General features: G+C 61.3%; 27 protein-coding genes. 12 read left to right on the top strand and 15 right to left on the bottom strand.

Annotation, left to right across the window (positions count from 1 at the left end):
* Positions 1–60: 60 nt before the first annotated feature.
* Entirely contained in the window at positions 61–549 is a 489-nt protein-coding gene (gene coaD / locus C3938_RS07210) for a pantetheine-phosphate adenylyltransferase (RefSeq protein WP_105103275.1), read from the bottom strand.
* Between the two features lie 97 nt (positions 550–646).
* Complete coding sequence (gene rsmD, locus C3938_RS07205) at positions 647–1237, bottom strand: 16S rRNA (guanine(966)-N(2))-methyltransferase RsmD (RefSeq protein WP_105102493.1); 591 nt, start codon at positions 1235–1237, stop codon at positions 647–649.
* A 147-nt stretch (positions 1238–1384) separates the two neighbouring features.
* On the opposite strand from rsmD, the gene ftsY reads away from it, so the two are divergent.
* From ftsY to C3938_RS07170, 7 genes are all read left to right on the top strand, one after another.
* Entirely contained in the window at positions 1385–2623 is a 1239-nt protein-coding gene (gene ftsY / locus C3938_RS07200) for a signal recognition particle-docking protein FtsY (RefSeq protein ID WP_105103274.1), read from the top strand.
* Positions 2624–2841: 218 nt separating this feature from the next.
* The gene (ftsE, locus tag C3938_RS07195) at positions 2842–3525 is read left to right on the top strand and encodes a cell division ATP-binding protein FtsE (RefSeq protein WP_105102492.1); all 684 of its coding nucleotides are present in this window, start codon (positions 2842–2844) and stop codon (positions 3523–3525) included.
* Positions 3509–4519 carry a permease-like cell division protein FtsX gene (gene ftsX / locus C3938_RS07190; RefSeq protein WP_233998705.1) on the top strand — a complete coding sequence of 337 codons (1011 nt, stop codon included), beginning with the start codon at positions 3509–3511 and terminating at the stop codon, positions 4517–4519. The genes ftsE and ftsX overlap by 17 nt, the downstream gene beginning before the upstream one ends.
* 348 nt (positions 4520–4867) lie before the next feature.
* On the top strand, positions 4868–5722 hold the full coding sequence (gene rpoH, locus C3938_RS07185; RefSeq protein ID WP_105102491.1) for an RNA polymerase sigma factor RpoH: 855 nt from the start codon (positions 4868–4870) through the stop codon (positions 5720–5722).
* Between the two features lie 276 nt (positions 5723–5998).
* Positions 5999–6376 carry a DUF423 domain-containing protein gene (locus tag C3938_RS07180; protein ID WP_105102490.1) on the top strand — a complete coding sequence of 126 codons (378 nt, stop codon included), beginning with the start codon at positions 5999–6001 and terminating at the stop codon, positions 6374–6376.
* A 221-nt stretch (positions 6377–6597) separates the two neighbouring features.
* Positions 6598–7335, top strand: a complete 738-nt coding sequence (trmB, locus tag C3938_RS07175) for a tRNA (guanosine(46)-N7)-methyltransferase TrmB (protein WP_105102489.1) — start codon at positions 6598–6600, stop codon at positions 7333–7335.
* A gap of 89 nt (positions 7336–7424) precedes the next feature.
* On the top strand, positions 7425–8249 hold the full coding sequence (locus C3938_RS07170) for an outer membrane beta-barrel protein (RefSeq protein ID WP_105102488.1): 825 nt from the start codon (positions 7425–7427) through the stop codon (positions 8247–8249).
* 51 nt (positions 8250–8300) lie between these two features.
* Here the strand turns inward: C3938_RS07170 and C3938_RS07165 are convergent, their stop codons facing one another.
* A complete protein-coding gene (locus tag C3938_RS07165; protein ID WP_105102487.1) occupies positions 8301–10208 on the bottom strand; it encodes an ABC-F family ATP-binding cassette domain-containing protein in 1908 nt (635 codons plus the stop codon).
* Between the two features lie 92 nt (positions 10209–10300).
* Between C3938_RS07165 and C3938_RS07160 the strand changes: the two genes are divergently transcribed.
* Positions 10301–10861, top strand: coding sequence for a TIGR02444 family protein (locus C3938_RS07160; RefSeq protein WP_233998703.1), 561 nt, complete (start codon positions 10301–10303; stop codon positions 10859–10861).
* Positions 10862–10880: 19 nt separating this feature from the next.
* Here the strand turns inward: C3938_RS07160 and C3938_RS17800 are convergent, their stop codons facing one another.
* The gene (locus C3938_RS17800; protein ID WP_158681596.1) at positions 10881–11870 is read right to left on the bottom strand and encodes a histidine kinase; all 990 of its coding nucleotides are present in this window, start codon (positions 11868–11870) and stop codon (positions 10881–10883) included.
* Between the two features lie 465 nt (positions 11871–12335).
* On the opposite strand from C3938_RS17800, the gene C3938_RS07145 reads away from it, so the two are divergent.
* A complete protein-coding gene (locus C3938_RS07145; RefSeq protein ID WP_105102485.1) occupies positions 12336–13136 on the top strand; it encodes an FKBP-type peptidyl-prolyl cis-trans isomerase in 801 nt (266 codons plus the stop codon).
* 87 nt (positions 13137–13223) lie between these two features.
* On the opposite strand, the gene rsd is transcribed toward C3938_RS07145, so the two are convergent.
* From rsd to rpmE, 10 genes are all read right to left on the bottom strand, one after another.
* Positions 13224–13691 (bottom strand): sigma D regulator, encoded by a 468-nt coding sequence (gene rsd / locus C3938_RS07140; RefSeq protein WP_105102484.1) that lies wholly within the window; start codon positions 13689–13691, stop codon positions 13224–13226.
* A 114-nt stretch (positions 13692–13805) separates the two neighbouring features.
* Positions 13806–14552: an LrgB family protein gene (locus C3938_RS07135; RefSeq protein ID WP_105102483.1), complete on the bottom strand. Its 747-nt coding sequence runs from the start codon at positions 14550–14552 to the stop codon at positions 13806–13808.
* Positions 14542–14961 carry a CidA/LrgA family protein gene (locus C3938_RS07130; protein ID WP_158681595.1) on the bottom strand — a complete coding sequence of 140 codons (420 nt, stop codon included), beginning with the start codon at positions 14959–14961 and terminating at the stop codon, positions 14542–14544. The genes C3938_RS07135 and C3938_RS07130 overlap by 11 nt, the downstream gene beginning before the upstream one ends.
* Before the next feature lie 6 nt (positions 14962–14967).
* A complete protein-coding gene (locus C3938_RS07125) occupies positions 14968–15459 on the bottom strand; it encodes a disulfide bond formation protein B (protein WP_105102481.1) in 492 nt (163 codons plus the stop codon).
* Positions 15460–15463: 4 nt separating this feature from the next.
* Entirely contained in the window at positions 15464–16072 is a 609-nt protein-coding gene (locus C3938_RS07120; RefSeq protein WP_105102480.1) for an ACP phosphodiesterase, read from the bottom strand.
* A 48-nt stretch (positions 16073–16120) separates the two neighbouring features.
* Entirely contained in the window at positions 16121–17728 is a 1608-nt protein-coding gene (gene gshA / locus C3938_RS07115) for a glutamate--cysteine ligase (RefSeq protein WP_105102479.1), read from the bottom strand.
* A 129-nt stretch (positions 17729–17857) separates the two neighbouring features.
* Entirely contained in the window at positions 17858–18331 is a 474-nt protein-coding gene (locus tag C3938_RS07110) for a hypothetical protein (protein WP_105102478.1), read from the bottom strand.
* Positions 18332–18665: 334 nt separating this feature from the next.
* Complete coding sequence (locus tag C3938_RS07105) at positions 18666–19919, bottom strand: malic enzyme-like NAD(P)-binding protein (RefSeq protein ID WP_105102477.1); 1254 nt, start codon at positions 19917–19919, stop codon at positions 18666–18668.
* 177 nt (positions 19920–20096) lie between these two features.
* Entirely contained in the window at positions 20097–20921 is an 825-nt protein-coding gene (locus C3938_RS07100; protein WP_105102476.1) for a thermonuclease family protein, read from the bottom strand.
* A gap of 23 nt (positions 20922–20944) precedes the next feature.
* The gene (gene rpmE, locus C3938_RS07095; RefSeq protein WP_105102475.1) at positions 20945–21157 is read right to left on the bottom strand and encodes a 50S ribosomal protein L31; all 213 of its coding nucleotides are present in this window, start codon (positions 21155–21157) and stop codon (positions 20945–20947) included.
* 318 nt (positions 21158–21475) lie between these two features.
* Between rpmE and C3938_RS07090 the strand changes: the two genes are divergently transcribed.
* Together C3938_RS07090 and C3938_RS07085 are read left to right on the top strand one after the other, a co-directional pair.
* Positions 21476–23719 carry a primosomal protein N' gene (locus C3938_RS07090; RefSeq protein ID WP_233998801.1) on the top strand — a complete coding sequence of 748 codons (2244 nt, stop codon included), beginning with the start codon at positions 21476–21478 and terminating at the stop codon, positions 23717–23719.
* 131 nt (positions 23720–23850) lie between these two features.
* Entirely contained in the window at positions 23851–24417 is a 567-nt protein-coding gene (locus C3938_RS07085; protein ID WP_105102474.1) for an SPOR domain-containing protein, read from the top strand.
* A gap of 36 nt (positions 24418–24453) precedes the next feature.
* Here the strand turns inward: C3938_RS07085 and C3938_RS07080 are convergent, their stop codons facing one another.
* A complete protein-coding gene (locus C3938_RS07080; protein ID WP_199775504.1) occupies positions 24454–24687 on the bottom strand; it encodes a DUF2798 domain-containing protein in 234 nt (77 codons plus the stop codon).
* 119 nt (positions 24688–24806) lie between these two features.
* On the opposite strand from C3938_RS07080, the gene hslV reads away from it, so the two are divergent.
* Positions 24807–25346 (top strand): ATP-dependent protease subunit HslV, encoded by a 540-nt coding sequence (hslV, locus tag C3938_RS07075; RefSeq protein WP_105102473.1) that lies wholly within the window; start codon positions 24807–24809, stop codon positions 25344–25346.
* Positions 25347–25409: the final 63 nt, after the last annotated feature.

Below are 25409 nucleotides of genomic sequence, written 5' to 3'. Positions count from 1 at the left end.
ATCGCCCGAGTGTATCAGACCTGACTCTAATGGCACCCAGGTCCGGGTGTTAACCCGTGATCACGGTGCCTGGCGGTTGTACTTTTCCTGCAGGGCTTTCTGTACACCGGGCGGAACAAATTTGGTGACGTCGCCACCGAGAGAGGCAATCTCGCGCACCAGGGAGGAGGAAATGTAAGAGAGGTGTTCGGCCGGGGTAAGGAACAGGCTTTCCATCTGCGGCGCCAGTTGGCGGTTCATGTTGGCGAGCTGGAATTCGTATTCGAAGTCGGATACCGCGCGCAGACCGCGCACCACGCCATTGGCGTCCAGCTGACGCACCAGGTCCGCAAGCAGAATGTCAAAGCCGATCACCTCGATGTTCTTTAGGTGTGCCAGCTCCTGCTGCGCCAGTTCCACGCGCTCGTCGAGGGTGAACAGGGGGTTTTTGCGGGTGCTGGCGGCAACGGCGACCACCACGTGATCGAACAGGCGGCAGGCCCGCTCCACCAGGTCCATATGACCGTTGGTGATGGGATCGAAGGTACCCGGGTAAACCACTTTTTTCATAAGCCAAATCGTCTTGCCGGCCAGGGGGACGCGCATCTTAAACAATTTAGCCCTTTCCCTCAAAAAGTCCCGGAATGCACGGGCAGTGCGTGGGGAATCAGACGGAAAACAGGCGCATGCATACCTGTCCGGCCTGCTTTTCCTTTTCCAGCTGCCAGCCCGGCGGCGTCGGGATGAGGGTGTCCCGCGGGGACTCCACATACACCAGTGTGCCGGGTCCGATGCGGCCGCTGTCGACGAGGCACTGTATGGTGCTGGCCCACAGGTCGCCGGCAAACGGGGGATCGATGAACACCAGATCCCAGGTATCGCCGGGCTGGGTCAGCACGACCTCCGCCGGGCAGTTGTGCACCTGTGCGCCCTCCGCGTTGAGCAGGTCCAGTTGCTGGCGCAACATCTGTGCCGCGCCGCGATCGAGCTCGACAAAATCCACCGCTGCCGCGCCGCGGCTCAGGGCCTCCAGTCCGAGTGCGCCGGACCCGGCGAACAGGTCCAGGCAGCGGGCACCGGGCAGGTGGAACTGCAGCCAGTTGAACAGTGTCTCCCGCAACCGGTCGCCCGTGGGGCGCAGTCCCTCGATCGGCGCGAAGGCCACTTTGCGCCCGCGCCAGCGCCCGCCGATGATGCGCAGCTGGGATATGGCGCTGGTGCCGGATCGGGACTTCGTATGTGGGGTTTTTTTGGGCATCGGACTCGGATCTTTACTGCAGAAAAATTGGGCGGGGGTATGACTGTGTGTTAAATGGTCAGCGGTGCTAAGATTACCGCCTTTCCGCGGCCGGCTGCCAGTCGGCACCCGCCAGTCACTGATTTCCTGTCGAAGAATCCACACGCGATGATTTTTGATTTTCTGCGCAAGAAGAAGCCCGAGGGCGAATCCGGCGATAACGAATCCACCCAGGTGGGTGCCGCCAGTCCTCTGGTGGGCGAGCCCGTATTTGAGATCCCGGACAATCTGAAGGCGGCGCCCGTCGAGTCTGAGGCGGTTCAGGAACCCGCTGTTGCCGTGGAGGCGGTGGAAGAAAAACTCTCCGTGGAAGAGGCGCCGGAGGCGACCTTCGACCCGGCTACACCAGAGCCCGCGCCGCTTGTTGTGGCAGAAGAGCCTGTGCCGCAGCAGCCGGTCACTCAGGAAAAGCCGAAAAAAGAAGGTTTCTTTGCTCGCATCCGTCGTGGTCTCGCGCGCACCAGCAGTCAGTTTGCCGAGGGCATGGGCAACCTGTTTCTCGGCGCCAAGGAAATCGATGAAGACCTGATGGAGGAGCTGGAGACCCAGCTGCTGATGGCGGATGTGGGCGTGGATGCCACCACCGAGATCATCGACCGCCTCACCGAGCGCGTCTCTCGCCGTGAGCTGTCCAACGGCGAAGCGCTGTATGCCGCGCTGCAGGAAGAGCTGGCGAGCCTTCTGGACCGGGTCGAGGCGCCGCTCGTTATCGACGAGGCCAAACAGCCGTTCGTGATTCTGGTGGTGGGCGTCAATGGTGTTGGCAAGACCACCACCATCGGCAAGCTTGCGCACCGCTACCTGAACGAGGGCAAGTCCGTGATGCTGGCCGCCGGTGATACTTTCCGCGCAGCGGCGGTGGAGCAGCTGCAGGTGTGGGGGCAGCGTCACAATGTACCGGTGGTGGCGCAGCACACTGGCGCCGATAGTGCGTCCGTCATCTTTGATGCGATACAGTCCGCCAAATCCCGCGGCGTGGATGTGGTGATCGCCGATACTGCCGGCCGCCTGCACAACAAGTCCAACCTGATGGAAGAGCTTTCAAAGGTGCGTCGGGTGATGGGCAAACTGGATGCGTCCGCGCCCCACGAGGTACTGCTGGTGCTGGATGCGGGCACTGGACAGAATGCCATTTCCCAGGCGGAGACCTTCAAGAATGCCGCCGGGGTTACCGGTCTGGTACTGACCAAGCTGGACGGCACCGCCAAGGGTGGGGTGATTTTCGCGCTGGCACAGAAGCTGGGGATTCCGGTACGCTTTATCGGCGTCGGCGAGCAGTCGGAAGACCTGCAGCCGTTTGTGGCGAAGGACTTTGTCGCCGCGCTGTTTAACCGGGCTCAGGGCTGATTGCAGCGAACAAAAAAATTGCACAGAACATGTTGGGTGGCGGCGCTGCTACCGGGTACGGCCTTGTGAGACACGCCGTGAACCCATCCCTGGGGGCTCTTCCGCGAGGTCCCTCTCGCGGAAGGTCTCACAAGGCCGTACCCGGCATCAGCGCCTTCGCGTCGAGCTGATCACTTCGATCAGAGTTCGAAGAATCAAAGAACAACAAAAACGCGCTCATGATCCAATTCGATAACGTCAACAAACGCTATGAGTCCGGGCAGGACGCGCTTGGGCGCGTGAGCCTGGAAATCGAGCGCGCGGAAATGGTGTTTCTAACCGGTCACTCCGGTGCCGGCAAGAGCACTTTGCTCAAGCTCCTCACCGCCATCGAGCGGCCCACCCGCGGCAATGTCATTGTCGGTGGACAGAATCTCAACCGGCTGCGCAACAGCCAGATCCCCTACTACCGCCGGAATCTCGGCATCGTGTTCCAGAATCACCAGCTGCTGTTCGACCGCAGTGTGTTCGACAACGTTGCCCTGCCGCTGTCGGTTTCCGGTTGCAGCAAGCGCGAGGTCGGGCGCCGGGTGCGTGCGGCGCTGGACAAGGTGGGTTTGCTGCACAAGGAAAACCAGAACCCTATCGTGCTCTCCGGGGGCGAGCAGCAGCGGGTGGGTATTGCCCGCGCGGTGGTGAACAAGCCTGCGGTGCTGGTGGCGGACGAACCCACCGGTAACCTGGATCCGAAGCTGTCGGAGGAGATCATGGGGCTGTTTCGCGATTTCAATGCGGTGGGCACTACGGTGCTGATCGCGAGCCACGATCTCGAACTGATCGCGCGCATGAGACAGCGCGTCCTCACCCTGCAGCAGGGGCAACTGATTTACGACGGATACCCGAGCCGTGAACCAGCGTATTAATTCTCCCTCACGAGCCTCTCAGGCCCAGGCGGAGCGCCCGCGCGCTGCCGGCGCGGTGACCGCGCGCACCAGTGGCGGTGATCGCCTGCGCAGCTGGTTGGGGCATCACAAAGAGATGTGGCATGAATCCTGGGTGCGTTTTTTCGCGTCGCCCATGTCCAGCGGTATGACCGCGCTGGTGATTGCGATCGCGCTCGCGCTGCCGGCGGCCCTGCAGCTGGGGCTCACCAATTTTCAGCGCGCGGTGGCGGGCTGGGACGGGCAGCCGCAGATTTCGGTATTCCTGCATAAGGGCGCGAAGGACGAGGCGGTGTCCGGTTGGACCGACAGGCTGCGCGCAGACCCGCTGGTGGCGGAGGTGACCTACATTTCACCGGAGCAGGCGCTGGCAGAGTTCCAGCAGGCGTCGGGATTGGGGGATGCGCTCGCCGGTATGGAGAGCAATCCGCTGCCGGCGGTGTTGCTGGTGCGTCCATCCGGTGCCGAAAGTGTGGCGCTGGAGGCGTTGGCGGCGCGCCTGCGGGAGAGTGCGCTGACAGACTCGGTGGTACTGGATATGGCCTGGGTACAGCGGCTGGCGCAGCTCACCGAGCTTGGCAGGCGCATGAGCCTGGGGCTGGCTTTTTTGCTGGCGCTGGGGGTGCTGCTGGTGGTGGTGAACAGTATCCGTCTGCATATCGAGAGCCGCCGGGAGGAGATTCTGGTGGTGAAGCTGGTGGGCGGTACGGATGCGTTTGTGCGCCGGCCTTTCCTGTATACGGGGCTGGTTTATGGCCTGGTCGGAGGGCTGATTGCCTGGCTGTTGGTGAGTGTCGGGGTCTGGTTGCTGGCGGGGCCGGTGAGTGGGCTGGCGGGCTCGTACGGCAGCAGTTTCCAGCTTGATGGACCGGGAGTCACCTATCTGCTGGGACTGGCCGGTGGCGCGGCGCTGCTCGGGCTGACCGGGGCGTGGCTGGCGGTGGCGCGGCATATCTCGGCCATTCAGCCCCGATAGACCGTCTCCGTGCGTATCCCTGTAAAGACGAATAACTGCGTCGACCCGGTGGTCAGTCAAGTTTCGTAAAGCCCGGAACTTCCCCTGTGGATAACTGCTCTAACCCAACGGAAATCAAGGCTTGGCGCGGTTTGCAGGCGGCTCCCAAACGGGGTTCCATTTCCGCCTGTGGGTGCTAAACTGTGGCCAACTTTGCACGTCCGGTGCCGCTTTGAGGCTGATGCAGCCAAGGGCCGGGGGGGGCAAGCCGCCGCAAACTACTGGTCCCGGTAAGAAACAGTCCGGGCAGCAAGTGCCAAGCGGGGCAACTGCCACGAGCAGTAACAAGAGTTACGAGGAGAATCCTGAATGGGAACCAGTCTGCAGCCGATCCATACCCTGTCTCCGGGCGGTAATCTGAACGCCTATATCCAGACAGTCAGCGGCTTTGAAGTACTGTCCGCCGAGGAAGAAAAGAAGCTCGCGGAAGATCTCTACTACAACAATGACCTGGAAGCTGCCCGCCAGCTGGTCATGTCTCACCTGCGCTTCGTTGTGCACATCGCCAAGTCCTACTCCGGATACGGTCTGAACCAGGGCGACCTGATTCAGGAGGGCAATGTGGGCCTGATGAAGGCGGTGAAGCGTTTCAACCCCGAGAAGGGGGTACGTCTGGTGTCCTTCGCGGTGCACTGGATCAAGGCGGAGATTCACGAGTTCATCCTGCGCAACTGGCGCATCGTCAAGATCGCGACCACCAAGGCGCAGCGCAAGCTGTTCTTCAATCTGCGCGGTCACAAGAAGTCGCTGGCCTGGCTGACCAATGAGGAAGCCAAGCGGGTGGCGGAAGAATTGAATGTGGACGTGGCGCACGTGCACGATATGGAAGGCCGTCTCGCGGCCCACGATGCGGCGTTCGATGCCGGTGTGGACGATGATGACGATTCCGCCTGGCAGGCACCGGCCCATTACCTGGAGGACCGCCGCTATGATCCGGCGGCGATGCTGGAGCAGGACAACTGGGAAGAAACCAGTGTGAATAACCTGGCGATGGCAATGGAGCAGTTGGACGACCGCAGCCGCGATATCATCGAGGCGCGCTGGCTGAGCGACAACAAAGCCACCCTGCACGAGCTGGCTGATAAATACGGCGTTTCCGCCGAGCGTATCCGCCAGCTGGAAAAGAACGCCATGAAGAAAGTCCGGGTGGCGATGGAGGCCTGATAGCCCTCCTGATTCAGCCGGATGGTAAGAACCGCGCTCTACGCGCGGTTTTTTCTTATCTGAGGGTATGGTGTTGGTGCTCTGAAGCGGGTTTGTGGCGGTTCGGTACCGGGTATGGGTTTTCGGAACCGGGCTAGGCGCCCCCCTGGGAATACGTCCCTGTACGCTGCGTCGGCAACATCCCTGTTGCCGACGCTTCCGAAAACCCATACCCGGCACCGCCCCTTCTCTTCCAATTTCTGTACTTCGTAAGCCATCTGAGAAAGGAAAATTTGAATGGCTAAATTGTATTTATTGCTGGCTGCACTTTTTGGCGGCACGGGTGTAGTCCTCGGTGCCTTTGGCGCACATGGTCTTCGCAACAAGGTCGCGGAAAACCTGCTGGAAGCCTATAAAACCGGGGTGCACTACCAGATGATCCACGCGCTGGCCCTGATTGGCATTGCGCTGTTGATCCAGCAGCTCGGCGCAAAAACCTCATTGATCGTAAGCGGCGCATTGTTTGCCGTCGGCATATTGTTTTTCTCAGGAAGCCTCTACGGCCTCACTTTCGGTGGCCCGCGATGGCTGGGCCCGATCACCCCTCTGGGGGGCGCCCTGATGATCGGCGGGTGGATAGCGTTATTTTTCGCAGCACTTGGCTATTCGAAATAACCTTCACTGAAAGCTGGAAAGAAACTCATAACCCAGAATTGAAGGCCAAGTGCCGGGTATGGGTTTTCAGAAGCGTCGGCGACAGGGACGTCGCCGACGCAGCGTACATGGATGTATTCACAGCGGTTCTGAAAACCCATACCCGGTGCTGGGCCGCCACAGCACTAGCTACGAAGCAGTCAATGGACAGTGCTCCGAAGCCACGAGGTAATCAAACAGCGATGCAAGAAGAACCCATCAACGAACAGGGTGGTGAGGAAGAAGACTTCCCCTACCGTACCGAATTCAAAAAGAAATCCATCCGCAGCTACGTGATTCGCGCCGGCCGCATGACCGAAGGCCAGCGCCGCGCGTTTGATAACTACTGGGGACCTTACGGTCTGTCCCTGTTCGACGGCAGCATCGACCCGAAGGAAGTGTTCGGCCGCGAAGCACCGGTGGTGCTGGAGATCGGCTTTGGCATGGGCGATTCCCTGTTGGAAATGGCGCGAGCCGAACAGGACAAAGACTTTATCGGCATCGAAGTGCACCCACCGGGTGTCGGCCGCCTGATCAACAATGCGGGCAAGGACGAACTGAAAAACCTGCGCGTCTATATGGCCGACGCGGTCGATGTGCTGAACGACTGCATCAGTGATGGCAGCCTCGACCGCTTCCAGCTGTATTTTCCCGACCCCTGGCACAAGAAAAAGCACCAGAAGCGCCGTATCGTGCAGCCCGAGTTCGTAAAACTCCTCTGCAACAAACTGAAGCCGGGCGGCTTGATGCACATGGCCACCGATTGGGAAAACTATGCCGAACAGATGCTCGAAGTACTCGAAGCGGAAAGCATGCTGGAAAACACGGCCGGCAAAGGCAATTACGCCCCCCGCCCCGAATTCCGCCCGCAGACCAAATTCGAGCGCCGCGGTGAGCGTCTCGGACACGGCGTGTGGGACCTGTTGTACAGGAAAAAATAAACGCCGCATGGCACAGTCACAGCGGACCCGACCATCGGGCTCGCTGTGCTATCTTCAAGACTACCGGTAAACGGACGCCCGGAGCCACAATGACAAAAATCCCCTTCCCTGCCGCAATATTCATGCGCACCTGTTTACTGGGCGGTCTCACCCTGCTGTGCAGTGCACAGGCCCTCGCCGACCGCGAAGGCACCCTCAATTTGTACCTGAATGGTGGTCAGTACTGGTTCGACGACGCGCGCCTCGATGGCACGCCCTACTTCGGCTATGAACTGGACGACAGTGCGGGTGGGGGCTTCGGTTTCGGCTACAACCTCACCGACCGCTGGGCCCTGGAAGGGGTATACGACTATTTCAGTGTCAATGTCGAAGACACCCGGGAAGACGTGGGCGTACAGAACTATCACCTCGACCTGATGTACCAGTTCGCCGGTCAATTCTGTGGCAATTATCTCTGGCAGCCCTATGTGGTGGCCGGTGCTGGTGAAATCAGAATCGATGAGGACTCCTTCGGCTATCCGGACAACTGGCACAACCGCCAGACCATGGTCAACTTTGGCGCCGGTATCAAATACCGCCTGGGCCCACGCTGGCAACTGCGCGGAGACGCGCGCGGGTTTCAGGGGGTTGAAGAGGGCGGCCTGGACGGTTTTGTGAGTCTTGCCATCGGGTATCAGTGGGGGGACGAAGTGACGCCGAGGGATTGGGATGGCGACGGGATCTACAGCAATATCGATCAGTGCCCGCAAACCCCTCCGGGCATTGATGTGGACGCCCGCGGCTGCCCCATCGACAGCGATGGCGATGGGGTGCCGGACTATTTGGATCAGTGCCCGGCAACTCCCATGGGTATGGCGGTAAACCAGGAGGGTTGCCCCCATGAGCCCTACAACCCGGCGGAATTTTCCAAGTAACCCGTTTTGTCGGGGCGGCATCGCCGCCCTGTTGATCTGAACCCGTCGGAATTATGCGTCCCGCGCGGCTTCCAATTGTTCAGAAATTTCAAGCCACTCCAACTCCAGTTCTTCCAGCGTCTCGCGTGCCTGACCCTGCGCCTGGGTAAGGCGCGCAATCTCGTCCTGCTGGCCGCCGCTGTAGAGGTTTTCGTCGGCGAGCCTGCGCTCAATCTCCCGCACCTCGTTTTCCACCTTCGCCATTTTTTGCTCAACGGTTTTGAGCTTGTTGGTCAGCGGCTTCAGTTGTTCGCGCAGTGCAGCAGCGGCGCGACGTTGCGCTTTTTTATCTTCGCCGGGTTTGCCTTCAGTGGTCTGTGACTCGGTACCCTGCCGTTTTTCCTCGCGTTTGAAACTCAGCAGCCACCGTTTGTAATCGTCGAGATCGCCATCGTATGGCTCGGCGCGACCCTCTGCCACCAGAATGAATTCGTCGGTAGTGTTGGCCAGCAGGTGGCGATCGTGGGATACCAGCAGCATGGCCCCGGGGAACTCCGCCAGCGCCATGGTCAGGGCGTGGCGCATTTCCAGGTCCAGATGGTTCGTCGGTTCGTCCAGTAACAGCAGGTTGGGTTTTTGCCACGCCAGCAGCGCCAGTGCCACCCGTGCCTTCTCTCCACCGGAGAAGCCGCCCACCGGTTCAAACACGCGGTCGCCGACAAAACCGTAGCCGCCGAGAAAATCCCGCAGCTGTTGTTCGCTGGCGTCGGGAGAGAGCCGCTGCACATGCAACAGCGGTGACGCTTTCGAGTCCAGAGCCTCCAGCTGATGCTGGGCAAAATAGCCAATCTTCAGGTGCTCACCGCATTGGCGCTCGCCACCGAGCAGGGGCAGCTCCCCCGCGAGGGTCTTGATCAGGGACGATTTGCCGGCGCCGTTTGGACCTAAAAGGCCGATGCGGCGACCGGGCTGAATCCCCAGTTCCACTCGCGGCAGGATGGTCTTGCCGGGGTATCCGATGACCGCCTCGCGCAGGTCCACCAACGGGTTGGAGACCTTGTCCGCTGATGGCAGGCGGAAGCGGAATGGAGAGTCCACGTGCGCCGGGGCAATTTCCGCCATGCGGTCCAGCGCTTTGAGGCGGCTCTGGGCCTGCTTGGCCTTGGACGCTTTTGCGCGGAAGCGGCGCACAAAATCTTCCATATGCGCACGTTGGGCCTGCTGCTTCTCATATTGCACCTGCTGCTGTGCCAGACGCTCGGCACGGGTGCGCTCGAACGCGGTGTAGTTGCCGCTGTACAGCACCAGTGACTGTTGCTCGAAGCTGACGATGCCGTCCACCACCGCGTCGAGAAAATCCCGGTCGTGGGAGATGATCAGCAAGGTGCCGGGAAAGCGTTGCAGCCACTGTTCCAGCCACAGGGTTGCGTCGAGATCCAGGTGGTTGGTGGGCTCGTCCAGCAGCAGCAGGTCCGCGGGACACATAAGCGCGCGGGCCAGATTGAGGCGGATACGCCAGCCCCCGGAAAAGCTCTTTACCGGGCGCTGCTGGTCCGCGTGGGAAAAACCGAGGCCGTCGAGCAGCTGCGCCGCGCGCGCGGGGCCGGAGTAGCCGTCGATCGCCGCCATACGCTCGTGCAGTTCACCGATCAGTTTGCCATCGCTGCCGTCGGCTTCCGCTGCATCCAGCTCCTGTTGCAGCTGGCGCAGACGGTGGTCACCGTCGAGGGCGTAGTCGAGAGCACTCTGCTCACTGGCGGAGACCTCCTGGGCCATGTGTGCGACCTCCCAGCCGGAGGGCACTTCGACGGAGCCGGTGTCGCTTTCCTGCTGCTTCAGCAGCATTTTGAACAGGGTGGACTTGCCACAGCCGTTGGCGCCGATGATGCCGATCTTGTGACCGGGGAAAATGCGGCAGTTGGCGTCGCGCAGCAGGTCGCGTCCGCCCACCTGCAGTGATACGCCTTGTAGATTGATCAATGGGAACCTCTTTTAATTCGCCGCCAAAATCAAATAGCAACTTATGCCTCGGGACACTAGGCTATCCAAAAACAAAACGCCGGGATTCTATCGTGACAGGTACCGCACCTCCATCTTCGCCGCCCTCCCCGCTGCAGAATCCACTGTGGGATTTCAGCCTGGAATTTTACCGCCAGCCGCAGGTGGCCGATTTTCTGCTCGAATGCCAGGACGCCCGCGGCGCAGATGTGTGCCTGCTGTTGTGGGCGAGTTATGCCAGTGCCTGCGGGCGCCAGTTGAGTGACGAGAGTTGGCGGGTGGCAGACCGTGGTCTGGCGCCGCGCCGGCGCATGATCAGCAGCATGCGGAACCTGCGACGCTGGCTCGCGCGGGTTAACAAAGGCGGAGGATTGTACGAGTGGTGCAAGCGTTGTGAGCTGCGTATGGAGCAGCGGCAATTGGCGGCATTGTGGAAATTGAACGGTGAACCCTGGCCGGAAACCCGCTCACCACTGGAGCTGGCGGGGCAGCAATATGGTTTGCTGCAAAAGGATCAGGCCCGCTGGGCGGGCCTGATCGATGCATACAGTACCAGTGCCGGGATTACCAGTGCTGCGTCTTCTCTGAGGGCTGCCTCAGGTTCGACTCCCGGTACGGCGCCCGATCCCGGTTGAGCGGGCGCTGCGCACAAACTCAGTACTTGTGTTTGTGCTCTTCCGGACCATAGTGCGGGTTCTCCTCCGTGGCAAACAGGCTGTTGGCCGGAGTGCTGGGAGTGATGCTCGGGGTAATGGGATTGATGGCCACGGCACTGGCTTCAGGCATCAGTGGCTTGGGCTCCGAGGTCTTGCTCATGATGGGTTCCGGTGAAGTGACCCCGGTGGCTGCCGGCATCTTTTCCTGAGCGGTTGTCACCGGCTTGCTGCCGTTGGATTTGGCGGCTTTGCTCTGTGCGGGCTTGGCGTTGGTTTTCGGCGCGGCTTTTTTGGCGGAGGTTTTTTTAGCCGGTGCTTTCGCCGCCGCTTTTGCTTTCACTTCCGCAGCCGGGGTTTTCTTCGCGGCTGCCTTCTTGGCGGGTGCTTTTTTCGCGGTGGCTTTCTTGGCGGGAGCCTTTTTCGCAGCGGCCTTCTTCGCGCTGGCTTTTTTCTCGCTAGCCGGTGCCTTTTCGACTTTTACCGTGCTGGTCTTTTTGGCCGGACCTGCTTTCTTTGCCGCAGATTTCCTGGTAGCGGCCTTTTTGCCGGCCGCCTTCTTCTTCGGCTTGCTCGCTCCAAGGGCTTTCTTGCCGGCCGCTTCACCAGCTTTGCGGATGGTTTCGGCGGTCTTCACGGCCAGCTTGGCGGCCGTCAGAGTGGCGGCGGCATCGGCAGCCAGCTTGGCAGCGTCTTTGGCCGCTTTTTCGAGTTTGACAACCGCGGCCTTCGCGGCATCGGCTTTTTTCTTGGCAGAGGCTTTTGCCGCGGCGGTTTTGGCCTTGCTTGCGGCGGCGCGTGCAGCGGTCAGTTTATCTTTCGCCTTCTTCACCTGCGCCTGTGCGGCAGCGGCGTCCTTGGTGGCTTTTTTCAGGGCTTTTTCGGCATCCGCCGCTTCCTTGGCCCGCGCCTTGTCGAGTTGATTGATGATTGAGGTAATCTGCTTTTCGAGATCGGCAATGGATACAGCAGCTTTGCGTTTGGCGGCCATGGGTCGAAATCCTGCGGTTGAATCGGGTTGTCGGAATCGGTTTTGATCTGGGCCCTGGACTCACTCCCGGTAGCGCAGTACCACCTATCTTCCGGAGAAAAAAATCAGGGTTGAACGCTGATAATAGCGCTGTTATTTGGGAAGTGCATCCCTGAGGTCCCGCGAATCCGGTGCACTATCGTGCGTCTGTATTTTTCTGCCGAGTGTGCGACCCGGGGCCTCGCGAGAGGTGAGAAAAAATTACACGGAACTGAAACATCTTGCGCGATTTGGCGTCTTACCGGGCAGTGTGCAGCCGCAACCCGCATGGGTTAGACTCCTTGTCGCTGGCCGGACTCGACGCAACTGTGATCTGCCGCACACTGCGCACAGTGGTCTGGGTGTACAACAGTAGAGAGGGGTGGAAGGATCAGTAGCCCAGCTCGTTACATATTTTGATTCACAGAAATTAAAGAGATCACTCTCATGAATAAAACTTCTTTGGCTGCTGCGATTGCACTGGGTATTGCACTGGTCGGCTGTAACAAACAGGAATCCGCAAAGACCGCGGATATCAAGCTCGAGTCCCAGGAGCAGAAAGTCAGCTATATCATCGCCGAAGATATGGCCAACCGCCTCAAGTCCCAGGATGTGGCACTGGATCCGAAAATTGTCGCTATGGCACTGGAAGATGTGGCCAGTGGTCGCGAGTCCCGCTTGAGTGAAGAAGACAAGCAGCAGGTGATTCAGGTATTCCAGGAAAACATGCAGGCCAAGCAGAAAGAGCTGATGGCCAAGCAGGAGGCTGAGTTCAAGGCGGCCGCGGACAAGAATCTGGAAGACGGCAAGAAATTCCTGGAAGAAAACGCCAAGAAAGAAGGTGTACAAACCACCGACTCCGGCCTCCAGTACAAGGTGATCACCGAAGGTACCGGCCCGAGCCCCAGCGAAACCAGCGTGGTGGAAGTAGACTATAAAGGTACTCTGATCGACGGAACCGAATTCGACAGCTCTTACAAAAACGGCAAACCGGTACAGTTCCCGGTAAATGGCGTGATCAAGGGTTGGACCGAAGCGCTGCAGCTGATGAAGCAAGGCGCCAAATGGGAGCTTTATATTCCCTCTGACCTGGCTTACGGTCCGGGCGGTGCGGGCGGGCTGATTGGCCCCAACTCCACCCTGGTTTTTGAAGTGGAACTGCACAAAGCGGACGTCAACAGCGACGAAGGTGCTGCGGAACAGGGTGCTGCGGAAGAGGGCAAGGCAGACGACGGGCACAACCACTAAAGGTGTTTACCGCGCGTTGTTCGAGCGTGTGTAAAACAAAAAAAGGGGCCGATGGCCCCTTTTTTGTTTTCCCGCCCGAGAGAGAACTCAGGCCAGCTGATTCTTGTGCGCGGTATGCAGTGTGTCAATCATGCGATCCTCCGCCGCGAAGCGGGTTTCCAGTGCCACACCCAGATCACAGAGGTCCTGGGCCAGGGATTCGAGATCGTCGGTTTCCTGGTACTTGTCGTTAAAGTCCACGGCCACATCGGTGGTGCCATCGATTTCCCGATACAGGGCCTTGGCCTGTTGCAGGCCCTCGTTGTCGCCGAATGCCCGCCCCTCCAGGATCAGTTGATCGTAGACTTCGAAGTGTCCGGCGGATACATAGTCCACCAGCTGTTGGCACAGGATGCGCACGCTGGCTTCTGCTTCGCGGTCGCCATCGGCAAATTCCTTCTTCTCCGAAAGGTGACAAAAGCTCACCAGCAGAGCCTGACGGGACTGCAACCAGCGATCGATGATCTGGCTGACACCGCCCCAGCGCTCCTGCGCGTTTTTACAGTTTTCCAACATCTCCAAGTTTCCTTTTGTGACTTCTACAACCGCTTAATGGAATGTAGAAGCTTATGCCGCCGCGGGCAAGAAAGACGCGGAAAAATACGCCACAACGGCACTTCGCTGAACACCTCACAGCGTTGCGAATACCGGCAACAGCAAAGCAGTCAGCGCGCCGCAAAGACCCATTGCCAGCGCTGAAAAAGCGCCGCACAGAGCGCTGACTTCCAGGGCGCGCACAGTGCCGATGGCATGGGCGTTGATACCCAGGCTAAAGCCCACTATGCGTTCGTCGGAGATTCCCAGAAGCCGTAGCAGGCTTGGGCCGCCCACTGCGCCCACAATCCCCGTAAATGCCACCACGCCCGCGGCAAGGCTCTGGATACCGTGCAGCTCCTGGGCCAGGGCCAGGGCTACCGGTGTGGTCACCGATTTGGTGGTGAGTGCAATGATGACGGTGCGGCTGCCGCCGAGTAGCGCGGCGATGATCACCGCTACCAGTGGTGCCAGGATCGCGCCCACCAGCAGCCCGAGCATCAGCGGCCACCCCGCCCGGCGCACGGTCGCGAGGTTCTGCTTGAGCGGGATCGCCAGTGCCACCACGGCCGGGCCGAGCAAAAGGTACAACAACCCGCTGCCCTGGCGGTAACCGGAAAAATCCACCTGCATAAGCCACAAGCCGGCGAATACCAGAAGGCTTGCACCGACCACGGGATGCAACAGTGGGGTGCCGGTACGGCGGTAGAGTTTCAGCCCCAGCCAGAAGGCTAGGATATTCAGCGGCATGATCACCAGCGGATGGGTGGTGGACAGCGGCTGCAGGAAGGCTTCGCTCACCTGCGTCAGTTGCTCCAGCCAGAGTTTGACCTCACTCCCCATTGTGCTGCCCCTCTCCGAGGTGGCTACCCGGCGTGGATCGTCTCTGGGTGGGCTGGATCAGGCGCTGCAGCAACAGCGCGGTGACGGCAAAGCTGATGAGGGTTCCGATGACCATGGCGACGATCAGAGCGAACCAGTCACCGCCGGACAGGTCGCGCACAAAGAAGACCCCCACAGAGGCGGGAAGAAAGATCAGTACCAGTAAGCGCAATATCCGTTCGCTCACCCTGGCGAGCCCGGTGGGCACACGCCCGTAAAGCATCAGCGCCAGTAACAGCAGAATCATGCCGAGCACAGGGCCGGGAACGGGCAGTGCAAAGGTGGCACTGAGGCTGCGCCCCGCGAGGTCGAAGGCCACCAGCAGAGCGGCGCCGAGCACCCAGCGCGGAAGTTGTTTGAGCAGCGCCACGAACATTCAGCGCTTGCGGAAGGCCTGCCACAGTCCGAACAGGATCAGTCCGACGAAGCTCACTGCGGCCCAGCCGGGAATGGAGAGGCCGAGCAGGGTCCATTTCACTTCGGCGCAGTTGCCGTCACCGGTGAGCAGGGTCTTGAGTACCTCGGACATGGGGAACATTTCCACCATGTAGGTAATGCCGGGGCCGCAGGCGGGCACCTGGTCTGCGGGCAAGCTCTGCAGCCACAGCTGACGGCCGGAGAAATACAGGCCGCCGAGGGCGCACAGCGATACCAGCAGGCCGTAGATGCGGCGGCCGATGGTGTGAGGGTTGTGCAGGAAGGCGATCAGGGAGACCAGGCCGATACTGAGAAACATGACACGCTGGGTGATGCACAGCGGGCAGGGTTCCAGCCCCATGGCGTATTCCATGTAAAACGCGGTAGTGAGTACAGCGATGACCGTGAGGAACATCAGCAGGAAGGTGGTGCGTGGGTTGGGCAAGGTCATGTAATTATTTTCCGGGGTCAATCTGATTCGGGTGCTGTTGCCGGAACAGCGTCGCCTGCTGTGTGAGGTCGGCAAACAGCGCGTTAAATTCGCGCGCCAGCGATACGCGGTCGGTCTGCAGCAGTGGCAGCATATCGGCCAGTGGCTGCGGTCGGCGCAGGCGTTGGCCGACACGTTCTAACGTGCGCTGGATGACATCGACGTCGCGGTAGCCGGGCAGCAGTGTAAATTGCTCGGCGCGCTGAATAAATGCCCAGGCGTTTTCCGGTATCCACTGCCGACGCTGGTGGAAGTTGGACCAGCAGGTGTCGACAAAGGTTTCCAGCGGTATCGGAGTCCATTGCTGCCAGCTAACGGCGAGCAGGTGGTCGAAAAAAATATCGAGAGCGATGCCACCGAGGCGGCGCCACCGGGGGCCGAGGCGGGCGAGTGCGGATAGGTAGGCGGGATGCTGGTCACTCAGCAGATCAATGCGACGGTGCAGACGGATACCGTCTTCGATGGCCTGCGGTCGCTCACCCTTCAGCGGACCTTTGACGAAATCGCCGAGCAATCCGCCCAGCTGCCAGTCCGGATCGGGGCCGGAGAGAAGCAAGTGGGCGAGGTAGTTCATTTTTGGGCTCTTTGAATGAGTTCGGTAGCAGCGCCTTCGCGTCGAGGCTCAGAGGTCTCGTTGGCAGAACACATACTGCGCGTAATAGCGGCCGAGAAAGTCTTCAAAGCTGCCCTTGTCCGACTCCTCCACTTCACTTTGCTTTTGCAGGGATTCCTGCGCGAGGCGTTCGAACTCCGCCTGTTCCGCCGCATCCAGCGGACGCTCGAGGAAGTACTGGCGGTGTTGCTCGGCCTTGGCTTTGGCCCACTGGAAGAACGTCTGCCCGTGCTCGTGCATTTCCGCGAGTATCTGCGCCGCGGGTGTCGGGGTAATGCCGGCGATCTTGTCGCGCTGCGCGGTGACTGCGCGCTGGTAGTCGTGGCTGGCCCAGGTCTGATCCAGCAGGTCGGCCATGGGGGCGATCTGGTCCAGCAGTTCGCCGGCCCAGTCGGTGAGTCTGCGCTCGCCGCCGTTGTGGATCAGCTGCAGTTCCGGGTCGCGGCCACGGTAGACGATGCGCGCCTGGTTTTCCTGTACCGCGCGGTAGTCGGCGTTGTCGGTCTGTGGACTGTCACTGAGCAGGCAGTGCAGCAGGAAGGCATCGAGGAAGCGCATTTGCGGCGCTTCGATGCCCAGCGGCACGAAGGGGTTGAGGTCAAGACAGCGCACTTCGATGTATTCGACACCGCGGGCGTCCAGCGCAGAGAGTGCGGTCTCACCCATGCCGGCGGGGTTTTTGGGGCGAATCGCGGAGTAAAACTCGTTTTCGATCTGCAGCAGGCCGGTGGACAGCTGCTGGTATTCGCCGTCGGCGTCCTTCACGCCCAGCTCGTGGTACGGCGGGTACGGCAGGCTGATGGCGGTACACAGGGTGGAGAGATAGCTCTGCAGGTCGTTGTAGCAGACGATCAGGGATTTCTGTGCGTCACTGGTGTAGCCGAGATCGCCCATGCGCAGGGAGGTGGCCTGGGGCGAATAGAGGCTGCGGCCGTCGCCATCGAAGGGCTGCAGGTTGTGCTGGCGGTTCTGCACGAAGGTGCCGCACACCGCCGGCGCGGCGCCGAACAGGTAGATCAGCAGCCAGTAGTGGCGACGGAAGTTACGGATCAGGTCGAAGTAGCGGCGGGTTTTGAAGTCTTTTAACGACTCTTTATTGCCTGTTTGGTCACTACCGCTCTCTTTTTCTTGTAACCACTGCCAGAACGCATCCGGCAGCGAAAAGTTGTAGTGGATACCGGCAATGGTCTGCATGGCGCGCCCGTAGCGCAGACCCAGGCCCAGCCGGTAGATGGTCTTCATGGTGCCGCTGTGGGAGCTGCCGTAGCGGGCCACGGGGATGTCCGCGTCGCGACCGATACGCCCGGGCATGCTGTTCACCCACAGGCGTTCGTCACCCATCTGGCTGTAGGTGTAGCGATGGATCTGGTCGAGCTTTTCCAGCGCCTGCTCCGGTGTCGCCACTGGCGGGGTGATGAACTCCAGCAGGGCTTCGGCGAAGTCGGTGGTGATGCAGTCGTGGGTGAGCGCGGAGCCCAGGCCCTGGGGGTGGTCGGTCTGCGCCAGTTCACCTTCGGGGGTCACCCGCAGGCTTTCTTTTTCGATGCCGCGGCGAATGCCCTTTAACAGGGACAGGGCTTCCGGCTGGGCCAGTTCGGCCAGGTTGAATGTGGGCACTGGGATCTCCTGTGCGCAGCCGGTCGGCCATTTTGCCGGATATGCCGCGATCGGGGGTGTCTGCGTATTCCGCCTAGGTGGGGGCGCAGAGTCACAACTCAAGGGACATGTGTTTGATAAAGAAGCGCGTCAGGGCTGACCGACGATGGACTCCGGCGGCTGCCCTGGTTCAATTTCCGGTGTGTCGCCCGGGTACTCGTCCGGATCGATCTCCGGCTGCGAATCCGGCTCCACCTCCGGCGCCGGCTCGGGATCTACTTCCGGGTTGTACTCCGGCGGTGCCTCACTCGGGTCCGGTTGTGGCAGTTCCTCCGGATCGCCGCTCTCTTCTGCGGCTTCGCCGGTATCGTTGTCATCCGCACACAGCGGTTCGTCACTCAGGGCATCGGCGGGAATCTGAGGGTTTTTCTTGCTGTCGAGACCGCATTCCAGCAGTTCGATGCGCAGGGCGACGTCGCGGGTGTTGGCCTCGAACATCTGGTTGATGGCGACATCTTTGTATTCGGTGCGGAACAATCGGGCGCTGTCGCGGCCGTCGATCCAGTCGTTGCTTTTACTCAGAAACTGCTGGTGCTGATTGGTCAGCACGTAAACGTGACTCATGCGGGGAGGGAACTCTTTTCAGACATGGGGGGAGTTTAGCGGCGGTGGGGGTGGGGCTCAAGAATTGTGTCGGGATTAGGGCGGGACGTGAAGGATTTCGACAGTAGGAGCCTGCTTGCAGGCGAACCGCGCTTCGATGTGGCCCCGGTGGCGGTGCCGCTAGCGGGTACAGCCTTGTGAGACACGCCGTGAACCCATCCCTGGGGGCTCTTCCGCGAGGTGGCCCAGCCGCTCCAAGTATTCGCGGCGCCTTCGGCCCCTCTCGCGGAAGGTCTCACAAGGCTGCACCCGCTATCGTCACCTTCGCAGCAAGCACAGAGCGCAAACCAAAACCTTACAGCGCCTTCAGCGGGTAGTGCGCCGGATACGGCAATCGCGCCGCGCCGCTGTCCACCGCCGCCTTAGCCACTGCCGCCGCCACTTCCGGCAGCAGGCGCGGGTCGGTGGGCTTTGGCAGAATGTAGCCGGGGCCAAAACTCAGCTCTACACCGCCGTAACCCGCGCGCACTTCGTCGGGTACCGGTTCGCGGGCCAGTCGGCGCAGGGCCTCCACCGCCGCCAGCTTCATGTCTTCATTGATGCGCGTCGCGCGCACGTCCAGCGCACCGCGGAATATGAATGGGAAGCACAGCACATTGTTTACCTGATTCGGGTAGTCCGAACGGCCGGTGGCCATGATCAGATCGTCGCGGGTGGCGTGGGCCAGTTCCGGAGAAATTTCCGGATTCGGGTTGGAGCAGGCAAACACCACGGGTCTGTCCGCCATATGCGCCAACTGCTCTGCCGTCAGCAGGTCTGGGCCGGACACACCGAGAAACACATCGGCGCCCTCGATGGCGTCGTCCAGGGTGCGCATTTCCGTATCCCGCGCCCACTCGCCTTTGTAAGCATTGATGTCCGTGCGCCCGGAATGGATCACGCCGCGGCTGTCGAGCATGGTGATGTTGTGCTTTTTCGCTCCGGCGGCCAACAGCAGTTTGCAGCAGGCCGTGGCGGCGGCGCCGGCGCCCAGGCACACGATGCGCACGTCACCGATGTTCTTACCCTGAATCTCCAGTGCGTTCAGCATACCCGCCACGGTGACAATGGCAGTGCCGTGCTGGTCGTCGTGGAATACCGGTACGGAGCAGCGCTGGATCAGCGCCTCTTCAATGTGGAAGCACTCCGGCGCTTTGATGTCCTCGAGGTTGATGCCGCCGAAGGTGTTGGCGATGGCGGCGACCGTCTCGATAAAGCGCTCGGGGCTGGTGGTGTCCACTTCGATATCCACCGAGTTGATACCGGCAAAGCGCTTGAACAGCAGGGATTTCCCTTCCATCACCGGCTTGGAGGCCAGTGGGCCCAGATTGCCGAGGCCGAGAATGGCGGTGCCGTTGGAGATGACCGCCACCAGATTGCCCTTGCCGGTATACAGGTAGGCCGCTTCCGGGTCCTTGGCGATTTCGCGCACGGGCTCCGCCACGCCGGGGCTGTAGGCGAGGGACAGGTCTTCCTGGGTTTGGGCGGGGGTCGTCAGCTCCACCGAGAGTTTGCCCGGTGTTGGCAGGGCGTGGTAATCCAGCGCTGCCTGGCGCAGGGAATAGGTCATTGGGATGTCATCTCTTTTGGTCTGGAAAGCGCGGCCAACATTCTGCGGCTGGGCGCGGGTTACGGCGGATGTATTGATTTTATTGTGGGGAGGGCGGTTTGTTTGCCTTCCTATCCGAGGCGCGAAGAATAGCCGAGACGACCGGAAATTCACAAGCTCAAAAAACGATCTGTTGAGTTATTTCCTACTAATTTCAATGGTGAATTCTGAGTCGGATGAAATAAACCACCGTTTATTTTTCTTATTCAGGGATAGATATTTCTGTCCGCGGTCTACCAGCCAGCCTTTTACTTCTATTTTGCGCCCTTGCCAATTGCGCCCGTCCAAGTGGCCATAATCCCGCCCGGTTCGCAGGCGCACCGCCACCGGACCGTCCAGTTCCAGCCACAGGAACTGGTTTTTCTCCACTTTCTTCACCGTGCCGGTGAGCAACACAAAGCCGCCATCGCCGGGTCGGATATCCGCCGCATTCAGCACCGGCCACACCCCGGGGGCCCAGACGCCGCGATGGGCGTCCCGGGCTTCCTGTTCGCGGGTGGAAAGGCACTCGGCCAGGGAGAGATTGGGCGCGATGGCGATATGGAAGGCGAGCCCGGCGGACAGCAGGGCCGACTCCAGGCTGTCGCCGCGGTGGTTGTAGACATGGGCCAGCACGCGGCCGTGGTTGTCGCGGCGATCGCGGTCGTACACCAGTTCCAGATCGCCGCCCTCGAGGAAACGCTCGGTGAACTCCTTCGCCTCGCGCGCCAGCGGCTGTGCCCGGCGCTCGCCGTGGGCAAGCTCCGGCGTATTGACGCCGATAAGGCGCACCCGGCGGCCGTCTTTGAGGCGCAGGGTGTCGCCGTCCACCACCTTCTTCAGGGCGACAATCTCGTCCGCCTCCCCCAGTACGCAGTCGGCGTGAGCCGGGAGAAGTGTCGCCAGCAGCAGAATACAGGCATAAAAAAAGGCACTCAGGGAAGCCCTGAATGCCTTTTCGGTCACCGGCAACGAACGGATCATTCCGGTGCGCGGCGCGCCGATGCTTACTTGGAGATGCGGCTGCCGAAACGCTTCTTGAAGCGGTCCACACGGCCACCGGTGCTCGCTTGCTTCTGCTTGCCGGTGTAGAACGGGTGGCAGTTGGAGCAGACGTCGAGCTGGATGTCTTTGCCCAGGGTGGAGCCCATTTTGAACTCGTTGCCGCAGGAGCAGGTGGCAGTGATCTGAACGTAATTCGGGTGGATATCGGTCTTCATGATGGCCTCTTTTCGACACCGCCACCCAGTCATCTGCTGAGCACGGAATCGTCATTGGTTCAGGGGATGACTCCCCGGGCTGTGTAAAAAGTCGGCGCATACTACCAGATTAGTCTGCCGATACAAGTTCAAATGTGCCCGCAAAGTCACGTCCGGCGCGGCCTGCGGCTTTGGCGCGGCAGGTATCGGCCGGTGGCGGCACATGCCCCAGACTCCGGCGCCGCTGTACCCGCGGGCGGGAGCCGGTACACTAGCGCGCTTTGCAAGTTCCATGCGGATAAATCAACAGGCGACACACGCGGAGGCAGCTTGACGGTAGTGGGGGCGCAGCAGGACATGCAACAGGGAAATGTGCAACCACGGGGCGCGAGTGCGATTCTGCGCCTGGCGGTGCCGGTGCCCCTGCGTCGCCTGTTCGACTACCTGCCGCCACAGGGCCTGAGCGCCGACGACCTGCAGCCGGGCCAGCGCTTTCTGGTGCCCTTCGGCAACCGCGATCTGGTGGCGGTGTTGGTGGACGTGGTGGCGGAGTCGCCGCTCGCCGAGCTGAAACCCGCCACCGAGCGCATCGACCGCCAGCCCATCTTTGACGCCCGCAGCCGCCAGTTCCTGCAGTGGGCGGCGGATTACTACCAGGCGCCGGTGGGCGAACTCTATGCGGCCGCCCTTCCCGTCGCCCTGCGCAAGGGCAAGCCGGCGGACCACTGGGCCGAGCAGTGGCTGGAGCTGACGACAGAGGGCAAGGGCCTGCCGGAGACCGCGCTGGCGCGGGCGAAAAAACAGCAGGAGTTGCTGCAACTGCTGCTGAGAACCAACCGCCAGAGCCGCACCGCGCTGAACGCCCGCGGCCTCAACAGCGCCGTGTGCAAGGCGCTGATCGAGCGCAATCTGGCGCGCTGGGTCAGCGGCCCCACCGCGCCACCACCGCTGGAAGATGTGGAACCGCAGCCCGCTCCAGAGCTGAACGACGAGCAGCGCGAAGTAATCGACGGCGTCCCCGCCAGCGGTTTCAGCGCGTCACTGCTGGAAGGTACCACCGGCAGCGGCAAGACCGAGGTCTACCTGCGGCTGATGGAACGCGCGCTCACTCAGGGCCATCAGGCACTGTTGCTGGTGCCGGAGATCGGCCTCACCCCGCAGACCCTGCGCCGTATTGCCGCGCGCTTCCCGGATTTCCGCATTGCTGCGCTGCACTCGGGCCTCGCCGACGGCGAGCGTGCCCGCGCCTGGCTGTCCGCCGCGAGCGGGGTGGCGGATATCGTCATCGGCACCCGCTCGGCGATTTTCACGCCGCTGCCGCGCCTCGGCGTGATTCTGATCGACGAGGAGCACGACGGCTCCTTCAAACAGCAGGACGGCGTGCGCTATTCGGCCCGCGATCTCTCCGTGGTGCTGGCAAAAAGCGCTGGCGTACCGGTGCTGCTGGGGTCGGCGACACCGTCGCTGGAGAGTCTGCACAACGCGCTCTCCGGCCGCTACCGGCACCTGCGTCTGCGCCATCGCGCCGGCAACGCGCGCCCACCGCAAATCAGCGTGGTGCCGACCCTGCACCAGCAGTTGCAGGAGGGCTTCGCCCCCCAGGTACTGCGGCATATCGGCGATACCCTGAATCGCGGCGAACAGGCACTGGTGTTCATCAACCGCCGCGGCTACGCGCCCGCGCTTACCTGCGACGACTGCGGCTGGCTCGCCGACTGTCCCCACTGCTCCGCCAAGCTCACCCTGCACCGCCGGAGCCGACATCTGCGCTGCCACCACTGCGACTACCGCATGCGCGAAGTGCACAGCTGCCCCCAGTGTCACAGTCGCAATTTGAATGCGCTGGGCGCGGGCACCGAGCGCAGTGAGGACTTCCTTACCCACAGCTTCAGAAATTTTCCGGTGATCCGCGTCGACCGCGACACCACCGCCAGCAAGCAGGCGCTGGACAAACTGCTGGAACCGGCGCGCAATGGCGAGCCCTGCCTGTTACTGGGTACCCAGATGCTCGCCAAAGGCCACCACCTGCCCAAGGTCACCCTGGTGGTGATCCAGGACGCCGATGGCGGCCTGTTCAGCGCCGATTTCCGCGCTCCCGAGCGTATGGGGCAGCTGCTGGAACAGGTGGCTGGCCGCGCCGGCCGCGGCGATCTGCCGGGCCACGTGCTGGTGCAGAGCCGCTACCCCGAGCACCCCCTGCTGCAGCTGCTGCTGAACCGCGGCTACGGTGCCTTCGCCCGCCAGCTGATGGAGGAGCGCAAGATCGCCCAACTGCCCCCGATACGCGCCATGGCACTGGTGCGTGCCGAGTGCGAGGAGCCGCGTTGGGCCGAGGAGTTTCTCGCCAACGCCCGCAATTATTTAGAAGCGCTGGCGCCGGGTTCGCCGGAATTGCAGTATCTGGGGCCGGTACCGGCACTGCTGGAGCGCAAATCCGGGCGCTTCCGCTTCTATATCCAGATCACCGCCGACAAGCGCGGCCTGCTCCAGCCACTGCTCACCCGCTTTTGCCAATGGGCGGAGGGAAATCGCAATCGGCGATTGCGATGGGCGGTGGATATGGACGCGCAGGAATTGTCCTAGGAACCTGCTGCGCGTGCCCCTCGCGGCGTCCGGCCCGCGACGATGCCTTTTCATACATGCGAGGCGGACAGCCTCCAATGCAGGCGTTACAATTTGCCGCCCGCACCGCATAAAAAGATTTGAGAGATACCATGGCCCGCCGCAACTCCCGCCGCCCGCAATCCTCCGGCAAACCCGCCTGGGTCTGGTTCGTGCTCGGCAATTTCGTCGGCGGCTTCGCGGTGTTTATCTTCCTGTTGGACGACATCAAGGCGGAAAAAAACAAGGTCGTTGCCGGCAGCAAACCGGAGCCCCAGGCGCAGGCTCCGGCGGAGTCCAAGCCGAAATTCGATTTCTACAAATTGCTGGAAGAAAATGAAGTGAAGGTCGCGCCGCCGAAAAACCAGCAGGTGCGCGCGCGTGGGGCAGACAGCAGTGAAAACAGCCCTGCGGCACAGCAGGAAGAGGCGCAGCCGGATCTCGTGTACATCCTCCAGGCCGCCAGCTTCCGCGACAAAGACGAAGCCGAGCGCCTGCGTGCGCAGCTGATGCTCGCCAACCTCGACGTCAAAGTGGAATCCGCCACCGACAGCCGCGGTACCTGGCACCGGGTCCTCGTCGGCCCCTATACCAACCGCTCCAAAGTCGCCAAGGCCCGCAGCATCCTCGCCGAACACCGGCTGATGCCACTGGTGTTGAAACGCCCCGCGCAGGGATAAAAGGACCCGCGCAGGGATAAAAGGAGTAGCCCGGAACTACTCGGTCTCCACCAGCTTTCGCGTAATCCAGTGGGCGACCGGCGCAATCAGCGACACCAGCGGAAACGCCACCACCCATGCCACCAACCAGGCATGGAACCAGCGGGTCAGAAATCCCTCGGTGATGCCGGTGTTGATCACCGTAATCACCCCGGACATCAGCGCCGACATAAACAGCGACATGAACAGCGCGAAAACCAGGGTGTAATAGCGGCGTTTCAGGCGGGTCACAGGCAGTCCTCACAGAACCTCAGAAGATGGCGCGGATTATAGGCGCCGCAAATCAAAGTTGAAATTTAACCCCTTCGACCACACTTAGAGCTTCTGACCCCCCAAACACAGAGGCATCAGTGGAACAGTATCGCGGCACAACCATTCTCTCCGTGCGCCGAAACGGCAAAGTCGTCATTGGCGGTGACGGCCAGGTCTCCATGGGCAACACCATCATGAAAGGCAACGCCCGCAAAGTGCGCCGCCTCTACAACGACAAAGTCATCGCCGGATTCGCCGGCGGCACCGCCGACGCTTTCACCCTGTTCGAGCGCTTCGAAGCCAAACTCCAGGCCCACAATGGCCAGCTCACCCGCGCCGCCGTCGAACTCGCCAAAGACTGGCGCACCGACCGCGCCCTGCGCCGCCTTGAAGCCTTACTTGCCGTCGCCGACGAAACCGCCAGCCTGATCGTCACCGGCAACGGCGACGTCATCCAGCCGGAAGACGACCTGATCGCCATCGGCTCCGGCGGACCCTTCGCGCAATCGGCAGCGAGAGCGCTGCTCGACAACACCGATATGGATGCGCGCAGCATTGTCGAACAGGGTTTGAAAATCGCCGGTGATATCTGCGTGTACACCAACCAGAATCACACGATTGAAGAATTGAATAACTGAATATCAGTTTGCTGACGACGTAATTCAATACTTGATTACAAAGTAACTGACTACGAATTGAAG

It is taken from the genome of Microbulbifer pacificus, assembly GCF_002959965.1.
In the GTDB taxonomy this organism is placed as follows: Bacteria; Pseudomonadota; Gammaproteobacteria; order Pseudomonadales; family Cellvibrionaceae; genus Microbulbifer; species Microbulbifer pacificus_A.
Note: the sequence above shows the minus strand (reverse complement) of the source record. Positions and strands in the feature narration are given on the sequence as shown.